Origin of the sequence: Flavobacterium tructae (genome assembly GCF_001853485.1) — a bacterium.
Classification (GTDB): Bacteria; Bacteroidota; Bacteroidia; order Flavobacteriales; family Flavobacteriaceae; genus Flavobacterium; species Flavobacterium tructae.
The window spans coordinates 566,719-584,456 of the sequence record NZ_MIKE01000022.1; the positions used below are offsets into that span (position 1 = coordinate 566,719).

Here is a 17,738-nt window from a genome sequence, read left to right on the forward strand (position 1 = left end):
TTCTTCCTCTCTAATTATTCTGCAAAGGTACCTCCCCCTTATCGCTACATACATGACTATGTAATAAGTGGTATAAGAGTGTAATAAATGGTTGCTGGAAAGCCTTTATATGTAATACGTGACATTGCTCGCATTTCAAAAGTTCCGCTCCTCTTGAGCTTTTTGATATTGAAAAATTACATTTGCTATAAATATTTTGCTCCGTTGGAGCAATTTCTAAAAATACCCGTTCTCCAAATTCTTTAACGTATTGGGAATGATAGTGGAAATAAATATTTTGCTCCGCTGGAGCAATTTCAGAAAAGCCAATAGTAGAGAAACAATCCCAAAAATGGTTGGTCTCCAAATTCTATAACACATTGCAGATGATAATGGTTTTTTTTTAGTTTTGGAAATCTGCTTTTGTTGCTCCATAAGATTTTATAGGGAAACAAAAAAAGGCATAAGAAACTAAATCTTATGCCTTTTGTTTTATATTGAAAACTAAAAATTATCTGGAATAATTTGGAGCTTCTTTTGTAATGGTTACGTTGTGCGGGTGACTTTCAGTAATTCCACTTGAAGTAATTCTAACGAAACGTCCTGACTCTTGTAAGGTTGGAATATCTTTTGAACCACAGTATCCCATTCCGGCGCGAAGACCACCAATGAACTGAAGCATACTTTCGTTTAATTCTCCTTTATAAGGAACACGACCTACAATTCCTTCTGGAACTAATTTTTTAACGTCGTCTTCAACATCCTGAAAGTAACGGTCTTTAGATCCGCCTTGCATCGCTTCAACAGAACCCATTCCGCGATACGATTTGAATTTTCTTCCTTCGAAGATGATCGTTTCTCCCGGAGATTCTTTTGTCCCTGCCAGTAATGAACCTAACATCACACAATCAGCTCCTGCGGCAATCGCTTTAGGAATATCACCTGTGTAACGAATTCCACCATCGGCAATTACCGGAACACCACTTCCTTTAATAGCCGCAGCTACTTCAAGAACTGCTGAGAATTGAGGAAAACCAACACCGGCAACGATACGGGTTGTACAGATAGAACCAGGTCCGATACCCACTTTTACACCGTCAGCACCGCTTTCTACTAAATATTTAGCCGCTTCCGGAGTAGCGATGTTTCCAACTACTACATCTATTTGAGGGAATTTTGATTTTACTTCTTTTAATACATTGACTACACCTTCAGTATGTCCGTGAGCAGTATCGATGATAATTGCATCAACACCCGCTGCCACTAAAGCTTCCGCTCTTTGAACAGCATCACCGGTTACCCCAATTGCCGCTGCAACTCTCAAACGTCCGTAAACATCTTTGTTAGCGATTGGCTTTTGAGTCAGTTTTGTGATATCTCTAAAAGTGATTAAACCTACTAATTCATTATTAGCATTTACCACCGGTAATTTTTCGATTTTATGCCCTTGTAAAACTACTTCGGCCTGCTCTAATGAAGTACCTTCAGCAACCGTCACTAAGTTTGTGCTTGTCATTACCTCAGCGATTGGTCTTGCTCCGTTTTTTTCAAAACGTAAATCACGATTGGTAACAATTCCTTTTAGTATTTTATTCTCGTCAACGATTGGAATACCACCAATCCCGAATTCTTTCATTGCATTTTTAGCATCTGCAACAGTTGAATTTGTTGGTAAAGTTACCGGATCGATAATCATTCCGGACTCTGCACGTTTTACTCTTCTAACTTTCGCAGCTTGTTGCTCGATCGTCATGTTTTTATGTAAAACACCAATTCCGCCTTCCTGAGCCATAGCAATTGCCATAGAACTTTCAGTAACGGTATCCATAGCAGCTGATACTATTGGAACATTTAGCGTTATATTTCGTGAAAACTTTGATTTAATACTCACTTCGCGGGGAAGCACATTCGAGTAGTTAGGTACTAATAATACATCGTCGTAAGTTAAACCTTCGCCGATAATCTTGGAGTTGTGTGCTATCATGATGCAATTTCTAGTTGAATTGCGTGCAAATATAGTGAATAAATTGATAACTTGGATGCTAAGTTATTCTTAAATTTATAGTTAAGGAATTAATCTTACAAATGAACCGTATGATAAATTCCAAGTTTTGAAATTCCAAATTCCAATTGTTAGAACTTGAAACCTGAAACCTGAAACCTGAAACTTGGATTTTGGATTTTGGATTTTGGATTTTTTAAAAACATTATTCTTCCGAATTGTCATTAAATATAAAATTAAAACCGAACTGAAATGCCATACTGTTGGCTTTTGAAACATCTTTTAATTCTAAGAGGTTATTGACCAGAACATACATATTCAGTTTTCCAAGTGTACCTGCAAATCCTAAGCCAATATTCTTACTCGAATAGGAATCAACTGTATAAGTGGCTTTTACATCTAATTTTTCAAAAATATTGCGTCTGTAAAAGGCGGTTAATGCCACAAAAGGTTCTACAGGCATGGACATTGCAAACAGCTGCCCTCCTACACCGTTGACATATTTTCTGGTAACTTTACCATGGCAATTACAATCTTCATCAGAACGTGATTCGCCAAAGGAATACTGAAGGGAAGAATAGAATTTTGTTGGTCTGAGGGTGGTGTACTTGTTATAAAGTGTATCGCGTGGTATGGCTTTATCAAAATCATCAAAGATATTCTTCGGTTCATTCGAATTATCAAAATTCGGATTCACACCTTCATAGTGATACGTTCCTTTATAGGTTAAGGTTTCGATATCTTTAGACTGTCTCACAAAACCCAGATCAACAATACTTGCGGTAAGTTGAAGATTATCTTTAAAATAATAAGTAAAACCCGCATCAAGCCCTAAACCTAAACTTCCGTTAAAAAAAGTATTGTGCACAATATCACTCGGAATACTACCGTCGTACTCGTCTTTTGTAAATGTGGCAATACCAGAAGTCTTAATTTCTAAGTTAGACGAAATCGTTTGGGTATATAAATTAGGAGTTCCCGCAGCCTGTCCGGTATAAATATATCCTGAATTTCGGGTTGATGTTGCATTTGCTCCGCTCGAATAGATTTTGGCACGACCTCCCAGAACCAGTTTCTCACTTACTTTTTTATGAAATCCAACGTGAAACACTGAGAGTACTTCGGCTCTTAAATTTAAGTCAGACAAATTGAATGACTTACCAATGTAATCTTTATTTCCGTCTAGTGCTAATATAGCGGGGTCCTTTGGAACGTACATTAAAAAGTCAAATTCCTGATAGGCTCCAAACGAAAGATACGACTGACTGTCTTTTCCTCCCACTCTGAAACCACCTGAAAACAGTTCCAACTGTTGATTAATTTGAGTTTTATCTCTACTGGATGATTTATTAATCACGTTTCGGATTTTATCGTTGAAATTTACCCCGTTATTCGCAAACAAATCATAGGCCGAAAAACTGCTTGAGCCTAAATTTGCTGAAATTCCGGATAAAACAGGAACTCCAAAATAGAATTTATAAGCGACATCTGCTCCCGGATTTACAAGGGAAGATTGCGGAATGGCGGTAAAATTATACAGTAATTCTTTATTTTGAGCAAAACAAGAAAGCTGAAACACGACTATCAGAACTAAGTATAGTTTTTTCATTGAATTACCATATAAGCGGTTGCACTTGATCGTAATTTTAAACTGCCTGTACTGTTTCCGTTTAAAGGCGGACCTGGTGCCATAACCACTACAAAGCCAAGTTTACGGGTCTGTTTCAACAAATCTAATCGTTGATTTTCAAATACTTCGGTAGGATATTTTATAACATTTGTACCTCCTGCATAAGCCGGAACAGCAAGCGTAATGGTTTGAAGAATTTGATTATTATCATTCAGAAGTAATACATTCAGGGTAAAAGCCCTGTTTATAGTATTCTCCATTTCAAAATTAAATTCGGCTTTAACGAGATGATCGTTGAAATATTTTTCTTTGAAAACATCAAATTCCTGAACATCAAATCCTATTTGCTGTTCTGTACCGTTATCAACAAAGGAAGCTGCCGGAACATTAAAATATGCCAGATTCGCTACAAAAGCAGGTTCCAGCTTGAAATCTTTAGTCTGATCAAAATCCAGATCACTGGAACATGATGAAAATAGGACAGATAAAAATAGTATCTGAGAAATTCTCTTTATGAAATTTGGTTTCATGGCTTTACATATCTAAAGATTAACAACGATACTTTGATACTAGTTATTATTTTACTTTCATAAGTAAATATAATTATTTTCTAATGAAATTTTCCAAACAATTTTGATGCTTCATTATAGGCACTCTCAAAACTTAAAGAGTTCAAACCTGTCACTTTTTTATTGGATGTAAAATACGAAATCAACTTTTCGGTAGGCATATTACCTGTGAGTTTATCTGTTGCCATCGGACAGCCTCCAAACCCCTGAATAGCACCGTCAAAACGGGTACAGCCAGCATTCGAAGCTGCCTCTATTTTCTCAAACCAGCTGTTTGGTGTGGTATGCAGGTGCGCTCCGAATTCAATTTGAGGGTATTTCGGAATTAAATTGGAAAAAAGATACGTGATTACTTCCGGTGTAGAACTACCAACGGTATCTGAAAGTGATAGTATCTTAACTCCCATTCCCGCAAGTTTTTCCGTCCATTCACCCACGATCTCTACATTCCAAGGGTCACCGTAAGGATTTCCGAACCCCATAGAAAGATAGGTAACTACTTCTTTATTTTTCTGATCGGCGATTTCAAGAATTTCTTCTAATGTGATTAAAGATTCAGCGATTGTTTTATGTGTGTTTCGCATCTGAAAATTTTCAGATATCGAAAAAGGAAATCCCAAATATTGAATAGGTTCATGTGCTGCTGCCAGCGCTGCCCCTTGTGTATTGGCAATAATCGCTAACAATTTGCTCGTTGTTTGCGACAAATCAAGCTGAGCCAGAACTTCGGCAGTATCCTGCATTTGAGGAATTGCTTTTGGAGACACAAAACTTCCAAAATCGATAGTATCAAACCCCACTCTCAATAAAGACTGTATATAGGAAACCTTATTTTTAGTAGGTATAAAAGTTTTGATGCCTTGCATAGCATCACGTGGACATTCGATAATCTTGATTTCTTTATTCAAAGCTTACTCTTTTATGCAGGCTAAGTTAGTTTCTTTTTTAAAGAAATAAAAGTTATAATTTTCTTTAATTGTATTACATGATATGGTAACACTTTAATATGTTACACAAAAACGTAACAATCAACAATGTTACACAAAAACGTAACATTAAAAAATATTAGCTACATTTGTAATACTATTATTATTCTTTTTATTTATATTTGAAACTATGACTAGTGTAATTACGGGGGATATAATCGATTCCAGAAAGCAAAAATCAAAAGACTGGGTAGAATCTTTAAAGAGAATCTTATCTCCTTTTGGAGATACGCCTCTTCAATGGGAAATTTACAGAGGGGACGAATTTCAAATTGAAATAAAAAATCCCGAAGAAGCTTTATTGGCAACCATCCTCATTAAAGCACATTTAAAAGCTTTAAAACTGGATGCCCGAATGAGTATTGGTATTGGAGATAAAACACACAATGCTGAGAAAGTTTCTGAAAGCAATGGTTCTGCCTTTATACAATCAGGTGAACTTTTTGGAACTTTAAAGAAACTAAAAGTAAATTTAGCCTTGCGAACCGGTGATACGGCTGTCGATGAAAAAATGAATTTAATGCTTCAGCTTGCTCTTACTTTTATGGATAATTGGCCCGCTCAATCTGCAGAATTTGTTGCAATTGCGATAGAAAATCCAAGCTTATCACAAGAAGAATTAGCCCCAAAATTAGGAATCAAAAGAGCCGCCGTAAGCCGAAGACAAAAACGGGCACAGTTTGATTTAATATTGAGTTTAGACCGTTATTTCAGAACACAAATAAACCAACTTACAACGCTATGATTTTATTTATAAAACTACTTTTAGCACATTTACTGGGTGATTTTACAGCACAACCTAACTCCTGGGTAGTCGATAAAGAAGCCAGAAAACACAAAAGTATTTATCTGTATCTTCATATTCTTTTACATGGCATTTTAGCAGCCGTTTTAGTCGGAGAAATTCAATTCCTCCCTTACGCTTTTCTAATTGCCGTATCTCATGGCGTTATCGATTTAATCAAACTCCATTTCCAGAAAAACACAACAAAACGCAGTTGGTTTATAGCAGATCAGGCGCTGCACCTTTTAGTTTTGATTGGCGTTGTTTTGCTCTACAATGGTGAAACCGTTCATTTTCTATGGCTCAACAATCAATTTTGGATTTTAGCTACAGGATTTTTATTCATTACAAAACCAACTTCTATCCTGATTAGAACCATTATATCAATCTGGAATCCGGAAAGTCAAAGCAGCCACAATGAAAACTCACTTTCCAAAGCCGGAAATTATATTGGCATATTAGAAAGATTATTTGTCTTCTGTTTTATTCTAACGGGACATTTCGAGGCCATTGGTTTCCTATTAGCCGCAAAATCTATTTTTAGATTTGGCGATTTAAAAGAAGCCAAAGACCGAAAACTAACCGAATATGTTTTAATTGGTACGCTGATCAGTTTTGGAAGTGCTATTACTACAGGACTAATCGTTCAGGTACTGCTTTTACAATTGCTTTAAAACCTTTTTATTGATTGCTTTGATCAAAGCCGGTCCTTCATAAATAAAACCGGTATACAATTGTACTAAGCTGGCTCCTGCATTCAATTTCTCGATTGCATCATCGGCAGTATGAATTCCCCCTACTCCAATAATCGGGAAAGCTTTGTTGCTTTTTTCCGAAAGAAAACGAATCACCTCTGTCGAACGTTTTGTTAGTGGTTTTCCTGACAATCCACCTGTTTCTACTTTATTGGCAGATTGCAATCCGTCACGTGAAATTGTCGTATTGGTGGCTATCACACCCGCAATCTGAGTTGTTTTTACAATATCAATAATATCTAATAACTGCTCGTCTGTAAGATCGGGAGCAATTTTTAACAAAATTGGTTTTACCTTTTGCGTGCTTGTTTTTTGTTTCTCTGTATTTCTGTTCTGAAGCGTTTGCAACAGAGCTGTCAAAGGTTCTTTGTCTTGTAATGCACGTAAATTTGGCGTATTTGGTGAACTTACATTGACTACAAAATAATCTACGTGATCAAACAAAGCATCAAAACAAATAATATAATCGTCTACCGCATTTTCGTTTGGAGTCACCTTGTTCTTTCCTATATTACCCCCAATCAAAACTCCGGAATTCTTTTTCAAACGCTCTACAGCTTCCAGAACTCCGCCATTATTGAATCCCATTCGGTTTACAATTGCCTGGTCTTCTTTTAGTCGAAACAAACGTTTTTTAGGATTCCCTTCCTGTCCAACAGGAGTTACGGTCCCAATTTCGATAAATCCAAATCCGAAATCCGATAATTCTTTATACAGCTTGGCATCTTTGTCAAATCCTGCCGCCAAACCTACCGGGTTTTTAAATTTAATTCCAAAAACTTCACGTTCCAGACGACTGTCTTTTACTTCGTATACTGATCTTATAATTGATGAAACTCCGGGGATTTTTGAAATGAATTTAACAAATGAAAAAGTAAAGTAATGGACTTCTTCAGGATCAAACCCAAAAAGTATCGGGCGAATTATCGATTTATACATAGTAGTGTGTTGTTGTTGTTTTTTCGGGTGCAAATTTAATTATAATACTTTGAAAATGTCTTCTTTTTGCTAAAACAAATTACATCGGGTTTTGACCCTATATTTCTATGTTCAAATGATTTTTACTGTAATCAAAAGCCCTCTTTTTCATAATTGCATTACAACATTGGAAACAGAAAACAAAATCTTTAAACACTACAAATACAAAACTAACCACAATCATATCAACACTTTATCAAAAAACAACAATAAAACACTATTAACTATATAAAATAAATAGATATTAAAAAGATTACTTTATAAACTTTATTCTTAAATTTACCCGCAACTACTATTCGATAAAAACATTCGTCATGAAAAATAAAACGTATTGGATTTTTGCCATTCTAACCCTCTCCGCTATTACAATTGCTTACGGCTATACAAAACTTATAGTACCGAAACAAAAGTTAACGGCGATGAATTGTGACGAGGTTCCAAATACAACGGAGAAATCATTGTTTAAACCAACCATTGAAAACAAAAACAAACCTGTCGGTAAAGCTCCTGAAGGAATGGTGTGGATTCCAGGTGGAGAATTCTCTATGGGAAGTAATGTTGAGGACGAAAGTTTGTGCAGCATAAAAGGAGTTACCAAAGATGCTGCACCCATACACCGTGTTTATGTAGATGGATTTTACATGGATAAAACCGAAGTTACAAACGACCAATTTGAAGCTTTTGTTAAAGCAACAGGTTATATTACTTTAGCTGAGATAAAACCCACTCATGAAGAATATCCCGATGCTCCTTTGGAAAATCTCGTTGCCGGATCGGCCGTGTTTACTCCTACCCCGGCTCAAGTTGATTTAAACAATTATATGCAATGGTGGACTTATGTGCATGGTGCTGACTGGAGACATCCGGAAGGAGCCGGAAGCTCGATAAAAGGAAAAGGCAACTACCCTGTTGTTCAGATTTCCTATGATGATGCCGCCGCTTACGCCAAATGGGCCGGAAAAAGACTGCCAACAGAAGCTGAATGGGAATTTGCTGCCCGTGGTGGAAAATCAGGTCAGTTGTATGCCTGGGGAAATACCTTAAAACCTAAAGGAAAATTTCAAGCCAACATTTATCAGGGACACTTTCCTCTGGAAAAAGGAGACACTGGCGAAGACGGCTATATTGGCATTGCACCGACCGCTAAATTTGCTCCTAATCCTTATGGTCTTTATGATATTGGCGGAAATGTGTGGGAATGGACCAATGACTGGTATACCGCAGACTACTACGAAATAATCAGTAAGAATCGTCAGGTTGTTAAAAACCCACAAGGTCCTGACTCTTCTTATGATCCTTCAGAGCCCGGACTACCCAAAAAAGTTCAGCGTGGCGGATCTTTTTTATGCACCGATCAGTATTGTACCCGCTATATGGTAGGCACCAGAGGAAAAGGAGATTACAAATCACCGGCCAATCATATTGGTTTTAGATGTGTTCAATAAGATTTTTTTTAGTCTGTAATAACATAAATTAAAATCTTTGTCATGCTACTTACAAATCCAATTTCACCAATTTAAATTCGTGAAATTGGATTTTAACTTTCTAAAATCAGAACAAATCAGTAAAATTTGAAGCAAACTTTTTTTCAGTCTAATTTATAGTTTTCATAATTTGAAGCTTTACAACCCTTAACTATTTACTTATATTTGCCTAAAAATAAAATAAAAAAAATGCAACATATCATAGATCGTTTTGTTAGTTATGTAACTATTGACACTGAGTCAGATCCAAATTCAAAAACAACTCCAAGTACAGAAAAACAATGGAATCTTGCCAATAAATTAGTCGAGGAATTAAAGACAATTGGCTTATCAGATGTTACCATAGATGACAAAGCTTACATTATGGCTACGTTACCTTCTAATGTCGATCATGAAGTTCCAACTATTGGTTTTGTATCTCATTTTGACACTTCTCCTGATTTTAGCGGAGCAAATGTAAAGCCTCAGATTGTTGAGAACTATGACGGGAAAGATATCGTTTTGAATGCCGAGAAAAACATCGTTTTATCACCCAACTATTTTAAAGATTTATTACAATATAAAGGGCAAACCATTATTACAACTGATGGAACAACCTTATTAGGAGCCGATGACAAAGCAGGAATTACCGAAATTGTCTCCGCTATGGAATACTTAATTCAGCATCCGGAAATTAAACACGGAAAAATTAGAATTGGTTTTACTCCGGACGAAGAAATTGGCCGTGGCGCACATCATTTTGATGTAAAAAAATTCGGTGCAGCCTGGGCTTATACTATGGACGGAAGCCAAATTGGTGAATTAGAATATGAAAACTTTAATGCGGCCGGAGCAAAAATTACTTTCAAAGGAAAGAGCGTTCATCCGGGTTACGCCAAAGGAAAAATGATCAATTCAATGTTGATTGCCAACGATTTCATCAACGAACTTCCAAAAGGAGAAACCCCTCAGGAAACGAAAGGCTACGAAGGTTTCTTCCATGTACATCATCTTACCGGAAGTATTGAAGAAACGGTTTTAGAATTAATTATCCGTGATCACAACAAGAAAAAATTCGAAAAACGTAAAGATTTAATCGCCAAAATTGCCAAAAAAATCAATAAGAAATTTGCGAAAAAATTCGGAGAAGATATTGTAATTGCTGAAGTTAAAGACCAGTACTATAACATGAAAGAAAAAGTACTTCCTGTCAAGCATATCGTTAATATTGCCGAAAAAGCAATGAAAGAATTGAACATCAAACCTATCATCAAGCCTATTCGCGGCGGAACAGACGGGTCGCAATTGTCTTTCATGGGACTTCCTTGTCCGAATATATTTGCCGGCGGTCATAACTTTCACGGAAAATACGAATATGTTCCTGCCGAAAGTATGCAAAAAGCGACTGATGTCATTGTAAAAATTGCTGAGTTAACTGCAATTCCGGGCATTTTTGACGTTCCTGAGAAAACTAAAAGAAAAAAATAAACCGAAGTATGTCCGATAAAAAACACGTTTGGGATAAAGTCAACAATTGGGAAGAAGAACTTCTTTTCCTAAAAGCTATTATTGACAAAACCGAACTGGTTGAAACCGTAAAATGGGGAGGCCCCGTTTATGTATACAACAAAAAAAATGTTATCGGCATAGGTGGCTTTAAAGAGTATTTTACGATTTGGTTTTTCAATGGGGTTTTCCTGAAAGACGAGAAAAAGAAACTCATCAATGCGCAGGAAGATAAAACAAAATCGCTACGCCAATGGCGTTTTACTTCAAAAGATCAGGTAAACGAGGCAGAGGTTTTGGCCTACATTTCGGAAGCTATTGAGAACGAAAAACAAGGAAAAATCATCAAACCTTCAAAAAAAGAAGCTATTGTTTCTGAACTTTTTCAAAAAGAACTGGATCAGAACCCTGCTCTGGCAGAAGCATTTCAAAAATTCAGTCCTTACAAGCAATATGAATTTCTGGAGTACATTGAAACTGCTAAGCAAGATAAAACCAAACTTTCGAGAATTGAGAAAGTAATTCCGATGATACTGGAAAACATCGGTTTGAATGATAAATACAGATAGGGTCAAATTTCAAATTTTTAAAAATTCCAAATCCCAACCTATAAAAAAACCTTTATCAAAGTTTGAAACTTTGATAAAGGTTTTTTTCTTTACACAAAGAACTGTCATTTCGACTGAAATGACAATTAAAAAAAAATCCCAAACTCCAGTTTTGGAATTTGGGATTTCATATTTTGAAATTTATTTTTTCGAAGAAAAAATTTAAGCTTTTTTATTCAAAGCAGCACTCATTTCCATAGAAATTGCTGAACGCTCAATTTTCAATTTTCCGGACATTGTTTCGATCACTGCACTAGTTTCAGCAAGCTCAACAATTTTACCGTGAAAACCACTTTTAGTAATTATTTTATCACCTACTTTTAGGCTGCTTTCAAATTCTTTTTCATTTTTTACTCTTTTTTGTTGTGGTCGGATCATAAAGAAATACAACACGACAAACATTAGTAAATAAGGCGCAAATTTCATTAAATCTTGCATAGTATTCAGTTTTTATTTTTGTTATTAATATTTATGTTTTCCGGCTCTTCGGCATCGCTCAGAGCAAAATTGGAATTTGTTCTTCGACTTCGCTCAGAAAGACAACTTAATTGGGTTTTCGAATTTAAAAAATTGAAAATTCGTCTCAATTACATTAAACCACGACCTACTTTAACCATCTTTTTATTTGCTGTAAGCTCTTTAACCAGATTGTCTAAAATTCCGTTGATAAAAATACTACTTTTTGGTGTAGAATACTCTTTTGCAATTTCTAAATATTCGTTAAGAGTTACCTTTACTGGAATAGAAGGGAATTTTAAGAATTCGCAGATAGCCATTTTTAAAATAATAGTATCAATTTCTGCAATCCTTTCGCTGTCCCAGTTTGGTGTTTTATCATCGTATTCTTTTGCCAAAACCGATTCGTTTAAAACTGTTCTTCTGAACAAATCTTTAGCAAAATCCTTATCCTCAACATCTTTATACAATTTAGGCACTCTAAAATCGTCCGGATCTTCTGTTTTAATCGCTTTTAATTGTTTGATGATGTGCGTATTTACAACCGGAATGTCATCCACCCAGGTTAATTTATCATCCTCTAAATACTCATATAATTTTTCATTTGGAACAATTACTTCAGCAAACAAATCAATTACAAATTGCCTGTCTTCTTCAAAAGTATTGGTTGTAGTACTCATGTATTTCGCATACAAAGCACTTGACTTGATATCATTTAAAAGTAAAATGATATAATCGTCGTTTAGGTTCCAGTTGTTGATTTTACGATTTTCTAAAGCAATACTAAGTGAATTACTTTCGGCCAGGAGTTGAAAAATTTTGTTTTTAATAAATTTTTCATTCGGATTACGTTCTGCAGCGGTTGCAAGATGTTTTTTACTTGAAAGATGTAAAAAAACGGACTCTTTTTTGCAAATTTCAATCAATGAAGAAAGCATTATAAGATATAGATCCTGAATATTATCAATACTGTAAAAAAGAAACTTCTCTTCTTTTTCCATATTATCAGAACCGCTTTGATGCATTGCATAAATGGATTGCATTACTTTAACGCGTATGTGTCTTCTATTTACCACCTCGTAAGAACATTTAAAAATTAGTCTGCAAAAGTAAGTATTTAACTCTTTATAATAAAATTAAAATGATAAAAAAAGTCTCAGTTTTCAGTCACAATTTCAAGATTTCTCTAAAAACTGTGACCGAGACTGAGACTCTTCAACAATAAACTATGTTTTATTATTTTTTAGCGTTTTCAATTTTTCTCAAATCGATACGATTTTGAGCAATTGTCAAAGCCGCTTTGTGCGTTGTCATTCCGTTTTTCACAGCATACTCGATAATCTCTAAAGTTGTGTTGTAGATGTTTTCGGTTTTTGACATGATTTCAGCTTTACCGTAATGCTCTAATTCAGCATATACGTTGATAATTCCACCAGCGTTGATTAAGAAATCCGGAGCATATAAAATCCCTCTTTCCTGTAATCTTGCTCCGTGAACATTCTCATCAGCCAACTGATTGTTAGCTGCTCCGGCAATAACTTTAGCTTTAATTTTATCTACAGTTGCATCATTAATGATCGCTCCCATTGCACATGGCGCATAAATATCAACATCAGCTGTATACAAATCTTCACCAGAATAGATTGAAGCATTGTATTTCGAAGCTACCTGAAACAATTTCTCTTCATTGATATCCGTAATTGTAACGATTGCTCCTTCTTTAGTTAAATACTCAACCAAAGCCTCACCTACGTGACCAATTCCCTGAACTAAAACTTTTTTACCTTCTAAAACATCAGTACCAAACTGACTTTTAGCAGCAGCTTTCATTCCTAAATAAACACCGTAAGCTGTTATTGGAGAAGGATTTCCTGAACCACCTCTTTCTTCAGAAATACCCGTAACATAAGGCGTTACGTCTCTAACAGTGTCCATGTCTTTTGTTTCCATTCCAACATCCTCAGCCGTAATATATCTACCGCCTAAAGAGTGAACAAATTCACCAAATTTACGCATTAATTCAGGTGTTTTTTGCGTTTTAGCATCACCAATAATTACTGCTTTACCTCCACCGATATTCAATCCGGTAATGGCTGATTTATAGGTCATACCTCTTGAAAGACGCAAAACATCGTTTAATGCTTCCCATTCAGTATTGTAATTCCACATTCTAGTACCTCCTAAAGCTGGTCCCATAACTGAATTATGAATACCAATAATTGCTTTTAAACCTGTATCTTTGTCATTGCAAAATACAATTTGTTCGTGATCGTCAAAAGACAATTGACCAAAAACAGGATCCATTTTCTGAAGTTCTTTTCCAGTTGCGAAAGTTGCATCCATAGCGCTACTATATTATTTTGTTAAAATTATGAATATGTCAAAAAGACTTCTCAAATTTATATAAAAAATATACATGTGCTAATTTATTATCTTTAAAATAACAATCTAACAATCGTTTTGTTTTGATAAAATTATATATTGCATTAATTTTTATTCATAATATTTCATCAAATCGAAACATTTTAACATTGAATCTCTTAAAAAAATGAAAGAATTAAGTTATTTAAACAAATATTTCATCAAATATAAATATAGTTTTTCTTTAGGTATTTTAATCACCATAATCGCACAAATATTCTCTCTGTTTACTCCAAAGCTTATTAGCAAGTCGTTAAACGCTATCGAAAAGTTTGACAAACTACCAAAAGCCGATCAATCTTCGCAAATCGTCATTGATTCGTACCGCGAAGGATTAATTCACAACGTACTGCTAATCATAGCTACTACCATCGTAGCAGGATTTTTAACGTTCTTAATGCGTCAGACTTTGATTGTAATGTCGCGTCATATCGAGTTTGATTTAAAAAATGAGGTTTTCAAACAATATGAAAGACTCTCACAAAACTTTTACAAACAAAACCGCACCGGAGATTTAATGAACCGTATTAGCGAAGACGTTTCAAAAGTTCGTATGTATGTGGGGCCTGCCGTAATGTATACGATCAATACTTTTATTCGTTTTGCCATTGTCATTATATATATGTACAATGTCTCACCATTATTGACACTTTATACGATTTTACCTTTACCTATTCTTTCCTATTGTATTTTCAAACTAAGCTCAGAAATCAATAAAAGAAGTACCACTTTTCAGCAATATTTATCTAAAGTTTCCAGCTTCACACAGGAAATCTTTTCCGGTATCCGTGTTATAAAAGCCAACTCACTGGAAAATCAGCATCAAAACAACATGGTCGCTCTGGCTGACGAAAGCAAAAAAAAGAGCTTAGATTTAGCCAAAGTACAGTCCTTATTTGGTCCTTTGATGATTGCCTTAATCGGAATCAGTAACCTTGTAGTCATTTACTTTGGAGGTGTTATGTACATTAACGGAACGATTCCAAATATTGGAACGATTGCCGAGTTTATTTTATATGTGAATATGTTAACCTGGCCAGTAGCTTCATTAGGATGGGTTTCATCAATGGTACAGGAGGCCGAAGCTTCTCAGAAACGTTTGAATGAATTTTTAAAAATCGAACCTGAAATAAAAAACAATAACGAAAATCATTCCGATATTGAAGGCACAATTTCTTTTGAAAATGTAAGCTATACCTACGAAGACACCAATATTGAAGCGCTTAAAAATGTAACTTTTACTGTCAAAAAAGGAGAGACATTGGCCATTTTAGGAAAAACCGGTTCCGGGAAGTCCACAATATTATCGCTAATCTCTCGTTTATATGATGTAACCGAAGGGAAAATCACCATTGATCAAAACGAAATCAGCGGTCTGAACCTATATGATTTGCGAAATAATGTTGGAATTGTACCTCAGGACGCTTTTCTATTCTCGGACACTATTAAAAACAATATAAAATTCGGCAATCAGAACGCTACAGATGAAGAAGTAATCGAAGCGGCCAAAAATGCGGTAGTTCATGATAATATTATCGCTTTTAACAAACAATACGATACTGTTTTAGGAGAAAGAGGAATCACTCTCTCAGGCGGACAAAAGCAGCGTGTCTCTATTGCGCGCGCCATTATTAAAAATCCGGCGATTTTACTTTTCGACGATTGTTTGTCGGCAGTGGACACAGAAACAGAGGAAACAATCCTTAGCAATTTATTTGAAATTTGCAAGGATAAAACTACAATAATAGTAAGTCACAGGGTATCATCGGCAAAAAATGCCGATAAAATAATCATTCTGGAAGACGGGAAGATCATTCAACAAGGCTCTCATAATCAATTAATAAATCAGGAAGGCTATTATGCATCGTTATATTTAAAACAACTTTCAGAAAAAGAATTACTTTAATTGTTGCGTAATAGATAATTTTTTATGATTTTTGAGTACTATTAATTCCAAAAATGATAGAACGTATTATGAGAGAAAATGACATGTTAGAAAAAGAAGAGATTTTTTCTAAAGTATTACGAGCAGGAAGAAGAACTTATTTCTTTGATGTGAGAGCTACTAAAGCTGATGATTATTATATCACAATTACCGAAAGTAAAAAATTTACTGAGGAAGACGGTTCCTTTCATTTTAAGAAACACAAGATCTACTTGTATAAAGAAGACTTTAGTGCTTTTGCCGAAATACTTGAAGAAATGACTTCCTATGTCCTGAACCACAAGGGCGAAGAAGTAATCTCTGAAAGACATCAAAAAGATTTCAAAAAAGAATATGGTTCTGATAAACCTGAAGGACAAAGAACCAGTTTTACTGATATAGATTTTGACGATATTTAGTCGACGGAAGACTTTTTTAAAAGTATAAGTCCATAGTGTTTTGCATTTTGGACTTTTTTTAAACACATAAACTCTACCAATTTGGTAGAACATTTATTTATGCTTTAAAATAAGGAATTCAACTATCTTGATAAAAAAGCAACAATGGAAATACAGCTATTGATTCTGCCAGGTCTTGGAAATTCAGGAGACAAACATTGGCAAACGTTTTGGCATGAGAAATTTAAAAATTCAACCCGCATCGTTCACGACGAATGGGATGAACCTATTCGCGCAGAATGGCTTGAGCGTTTAGAAGAAGAAATCTCCGGACTTAATGGTCCGACAATACTAGTAGCACACAGCTTAGCTGTTTCACTTGTCCTACATTGGGCACAGAACAATAACAATTCAAACATAGTGGGCGCCTTACTGGTTGCACCTGCCGATGTAGATTCACCTGCACACACACCGGAATCTATACGAAACTTTTCACCAATGCCAACCTCGAAACTGCCTTTCCCTTCTATTGTAGTAGCGAGCGAAAATGATCCTTACGCGACTTTTGAGCGAAAAAAATACTTTGCCGAAATGTGGGGAAGCGATCTTGTCAATGTGGGACAAAGAGGACACATCAACTCCGATTCGGATTTAAAATATTGGGAAGAAGGACAATTGATTTTGAAACAATTGATCGAGAAAACAAAATAGTCTTCAGTCGCAGTTTACAGTCGCAGTCTGCATACTGAAAACTGAGACTGTAAACCGTGACTGGATACTGCAAACTAACCTATTCGCAGTCCATTTTCTATTTTAAAATCAGGTGCCAGTAAAATAACATCCCCCTCCTTGCCTATTGCGCCTAGAACCAAACATTCGCTCATAAATTTCCCGATTTGCTTTTTGGGAAAATTGACTACTGAGATAATTTGTCGGTTTAGCAAATCTTCTTTTTTATAATGCACCGTTATTTGAGCTGATGATTTACGGATTCCTATTTCGGGACCAAAATCAATGGTCAGCTGGTAGGCCGGTTTTCTGGCTTCGGGAAAATCATTTACTTCTATAATTGTTCCGACACGCATGTCAGTTCTTTCAAATTCACTCCAGGTTAAATCCATTTTTGTTTTACTATTTGATGTTTTACAAACCTATTAATTTTAGTATTACAACCACCAATTCCATAACTGTTTTTTGAGTTGTTTTCCTCAATTTAGAAATCATATTGTTGTTCTGATCTCATAAAAGAAAATATACTCCAAAAAATTAAAAACAAGTC

Annotated in this window: 17 protein-coding genes; 8 read left to right on the forward strand and 9 right to left on the reverse strand. The window is 35.4% G+C overall.

The window, feature by feature from the left end; translation table 11 throughout:
• Positions 1-490: 490 nt before the first annotated feature.
• The 4 genes from guaB to BHE19_RS10155 all read right to left on the reverse strand — a co-directional run bounded on the left by guaB (position 491) and on the right by BHE19_RS10155 (position 5,088).
• Positions 491-1,963: an IMP dehydrogenase gene (guaB, locus tag BHE19_RS10140; RefSeq protein WP_017495404.1), complete on the reverse strand. Its 1,473-nt coding sequence runs from the start codon at positions 1,961-1,963 to the stop codon at positions 491-493.
• 223 nt (positions 1,964-2,186) lie between these two features.
• Positions 2,187-3,590, reverse strand: a complete 1,404-nt coding sequence (locus tag BHE19_RS10145) for a DUF5723 family protein (protein WP_070907009.1) — start codon at positions 3,588-3,590, stop codon at positions 2,187-2,189.
• Positions 3,587-4,141 carry a hypothetical protein gene (locus BHE19_RS10150; protein ID WP_070907010.1) on the reverse strand — a complete coding sequence of 185 codons (555 nt, stop codon included), beginning with the start codon at positions 4,139-4,141 and terminating at the stop codon, positions 3,587-3,589. The genes BHE19_RS10145 and BHE19_RS10150 overlap by 4 nt, the downstream gene beginning before the upstream one ends.
• 80 nt (positions 4,142-4,221) lie before the next feature.
• The gene (locus tag BHE19_RS10155; RefSeq protein ID WP_017495408.1) at positions 4,222-5,088 is read right to left on the reverse strand and encodes a hydroxymethylglutaryl-CoA lyase; all 867 of its coding nucleotides are present in this window, start codon (positions 5,086-5,088) and stop codon (positions 4,222-4,224) included.
• A 208-nt stretch (positions 5,089-5,296) separates the two neighbouring features.
• On the opposite strand from BHE19_RS10155, the gene BHE19_RS10160 reads away from it, so the two are divergent.
• Positions 5,297-5,911: a hypothetical protein gene (locus tag BHE19_RS10160; RefSeq protein WP_070907011.1), complete on the forward strand. Its 615-nt coding sequence runs from the start codon at positions 5,297-5,299 to the stop codon at positions 5,909-5,911.
• Positions 5,908-6,624 carry a DUF3307 domain-containing protein gene (locus BHE19_RS10165; RefSeq protein WP_070907012.1) on the forward strand — a complete coding sequence of 239 codons (717 nt, stop codon included), beginning with the start codon at positions 5,908-5,910 and terminating at the stop codon, positions 6,622-6,624. The genes BHE19_RS10160 and BHE19_RS10165 overlap by 4 nt, the downstream gene beginning before the upstream one ends.
• On the opposite strand, the gene BHE19_RS10170 is transcribed toward BHE19_RS10165, so the two are convergent.
• A complete protein-coding gene (locus tag BHE19_RS10170) occupies positions 6,610-7,644 on the reverse strand; it encodes a quinone-dependent dihydroorotate dehydrogenase (RefSeq protein ID WP_070907013.1) in 1,035 nt (344 codons plus the stop codon). The two genes, BHE19_RS10165 and BHE19_RS10170, sit on opposite strands and share 15 nt — an antisense overlap.
• Positions 7,645-7,997: 353 nt before the next feature.
• On the opposite strand from BHE19_RS10170, the gene BHE19_RS10175 reads away from it, so the two are divergent.
• The 3 genes from BHE19_RS10175 to BHE19_RS10185 all read left to right on the forward strand — a co-directional run bounded on the left by BHE19_RS10175 (position 7,998) and on the right by BHE19_RS10185 (position 11,221).
• Positions 7,998-9,128, forward strand: a complete 1,131-nt coding sequence (locus BHE19_RS10175; protein ID WP_070907014.1) for a formylglycine-generating enzyme family protein — start codon at positions 7,998-8,000, stop codon at positions 9,126-9,128.
• Positions 9,129-9,356: 228 nt separating this feature from the next.
• Entirely contained in the window at positions 9,357-10,634 is a 1,278-nt protein-coding gene (gene pepT / locus BHE19_RS10180) for a peptidase T (protein ID WP_070907015.1), read from the forward strand.
• An 8-nt stretch (positions 10,635-10,642) separates the two neighbouring features.
• Entirely contained in the window at positions 10,643-11,221 is a 579-nt protein-coding gene (locus tag BHE19_RS10185) for a YdeI/OmpD-associated family protein (protein WP_070907016.1), read from the forward strand.
• Positions 11,222-11,422: 201 nt separating this feature from the next.
• On the opposite strand, the gene yajC is transcribed toward BHE19_RS10185, so the two are convergent.
• The 3 genes from yajC to BHE19_RS10200 all read right to left on the reverse strand — a co-directional run bounded on the left by yajC (position 11,423) and on the right by BHE19_RS10200 (position 14,059).
• Positions 11,423-11,698, reverse strand: coding sequence for a preprotein translocase subunit YajC (gene yajC / locus BHE19_RS10190; RefSeq protein ID WP_026109868.1), 276 nt, complete (start codon positions 11,696-11,698; stop codon positions 11,423-11,425).
• A gap of 149 nt (positions 11,699-11,847) precedes the next feature.
• On the reverse strand, positions 11,848-12,759 hold the full coding sequence (gene nusB / locus BHE19_RS10195; protein ID WP_070907017.1) for a transcription antitermination factor NusB: 912 nt from the start codon (positions 12,757-12,759) through the stop codon (positions 11,848-11,850).
• Positions 12,760-12,952: 193 nt separating this feature from the next.
• Positions 12,953-14,059 carry a Glu/Leu/Phe/Val family dehydrogenase gene (locus tag BHE19_RS10200; RefSeq protein WP_017495417.1) on the reverse strand — a complete coding sequence of 369 codons (1,107 nt, stop codon included), beginning with the start codon at positions 14,057-14,059 and terminating at the stop codon, positions 12,953-12,955.
• Positions 14,060-14,264: 205 nt separating this feature from the next.
• Here BHE19_RS10200 and BHE19_RS10205 point away from each other — a divergent pair, with 205 nt between their 5' ends.
• From BHE19_RS10205 to BHE19_RS10215, 3 genes are all read left to right on the forward strand, one after another.
• Positions 14,265-16,043, forward strand: a complete 1,779-nt coding sequence (locus BHE19_RS10205) for an ABC transporter ATP-binding protein (RefSeq protein ID WP_017495418.1) — start codon at positions 14,265-14,267, stop codon at positions 16,041-16,043.
• A 68-nt stretch (positions 16,044-16,111) separates the two neighbouring features.
• A complete protein-coding gene (locus BHE19_RS10210; protein WP_017495419.1) occupies positions 16,112-16,480 on the forward strand; it encodes a PUR family DNA/RNA-binding protein in 369 nt (122 codons plus the stop codon).
• A 144-nt stretch (positions 16,481-16,624) separates the two neighbouring features.
• Positions 16,625-17,170: an RBBP9/YdeN family alpha/beta hydrolase gene (locus BHE19_RS10215; protein ID WP_070907018.1), complete on the forward strand. Its 546-nt coding sequence runs from the start codon at positions 16,625-16,627 to the stop codon at positions 17,168-17,170.
• A 74-nt stretch (positions 17,171-17,244) separates the two neighbouring features.
• On the opposite strand, the gene BHE19_RS10220 is transcribed toward BHE19_RS10215, so the two are convergent.
• Positions 17,245-17,580 (reverse strand): tRNA-binding protein, encoded by a 336-nt coding sequence (locus BHE19_RS10220; RefSeq protein ID WP_017495421.1) that lies wholly within the window; start codon positions 17,578-17,580, stop codon positions 17,245-17,247.
• Positions 17,581-17,738 lie beyond the last annotated feature (158 nt).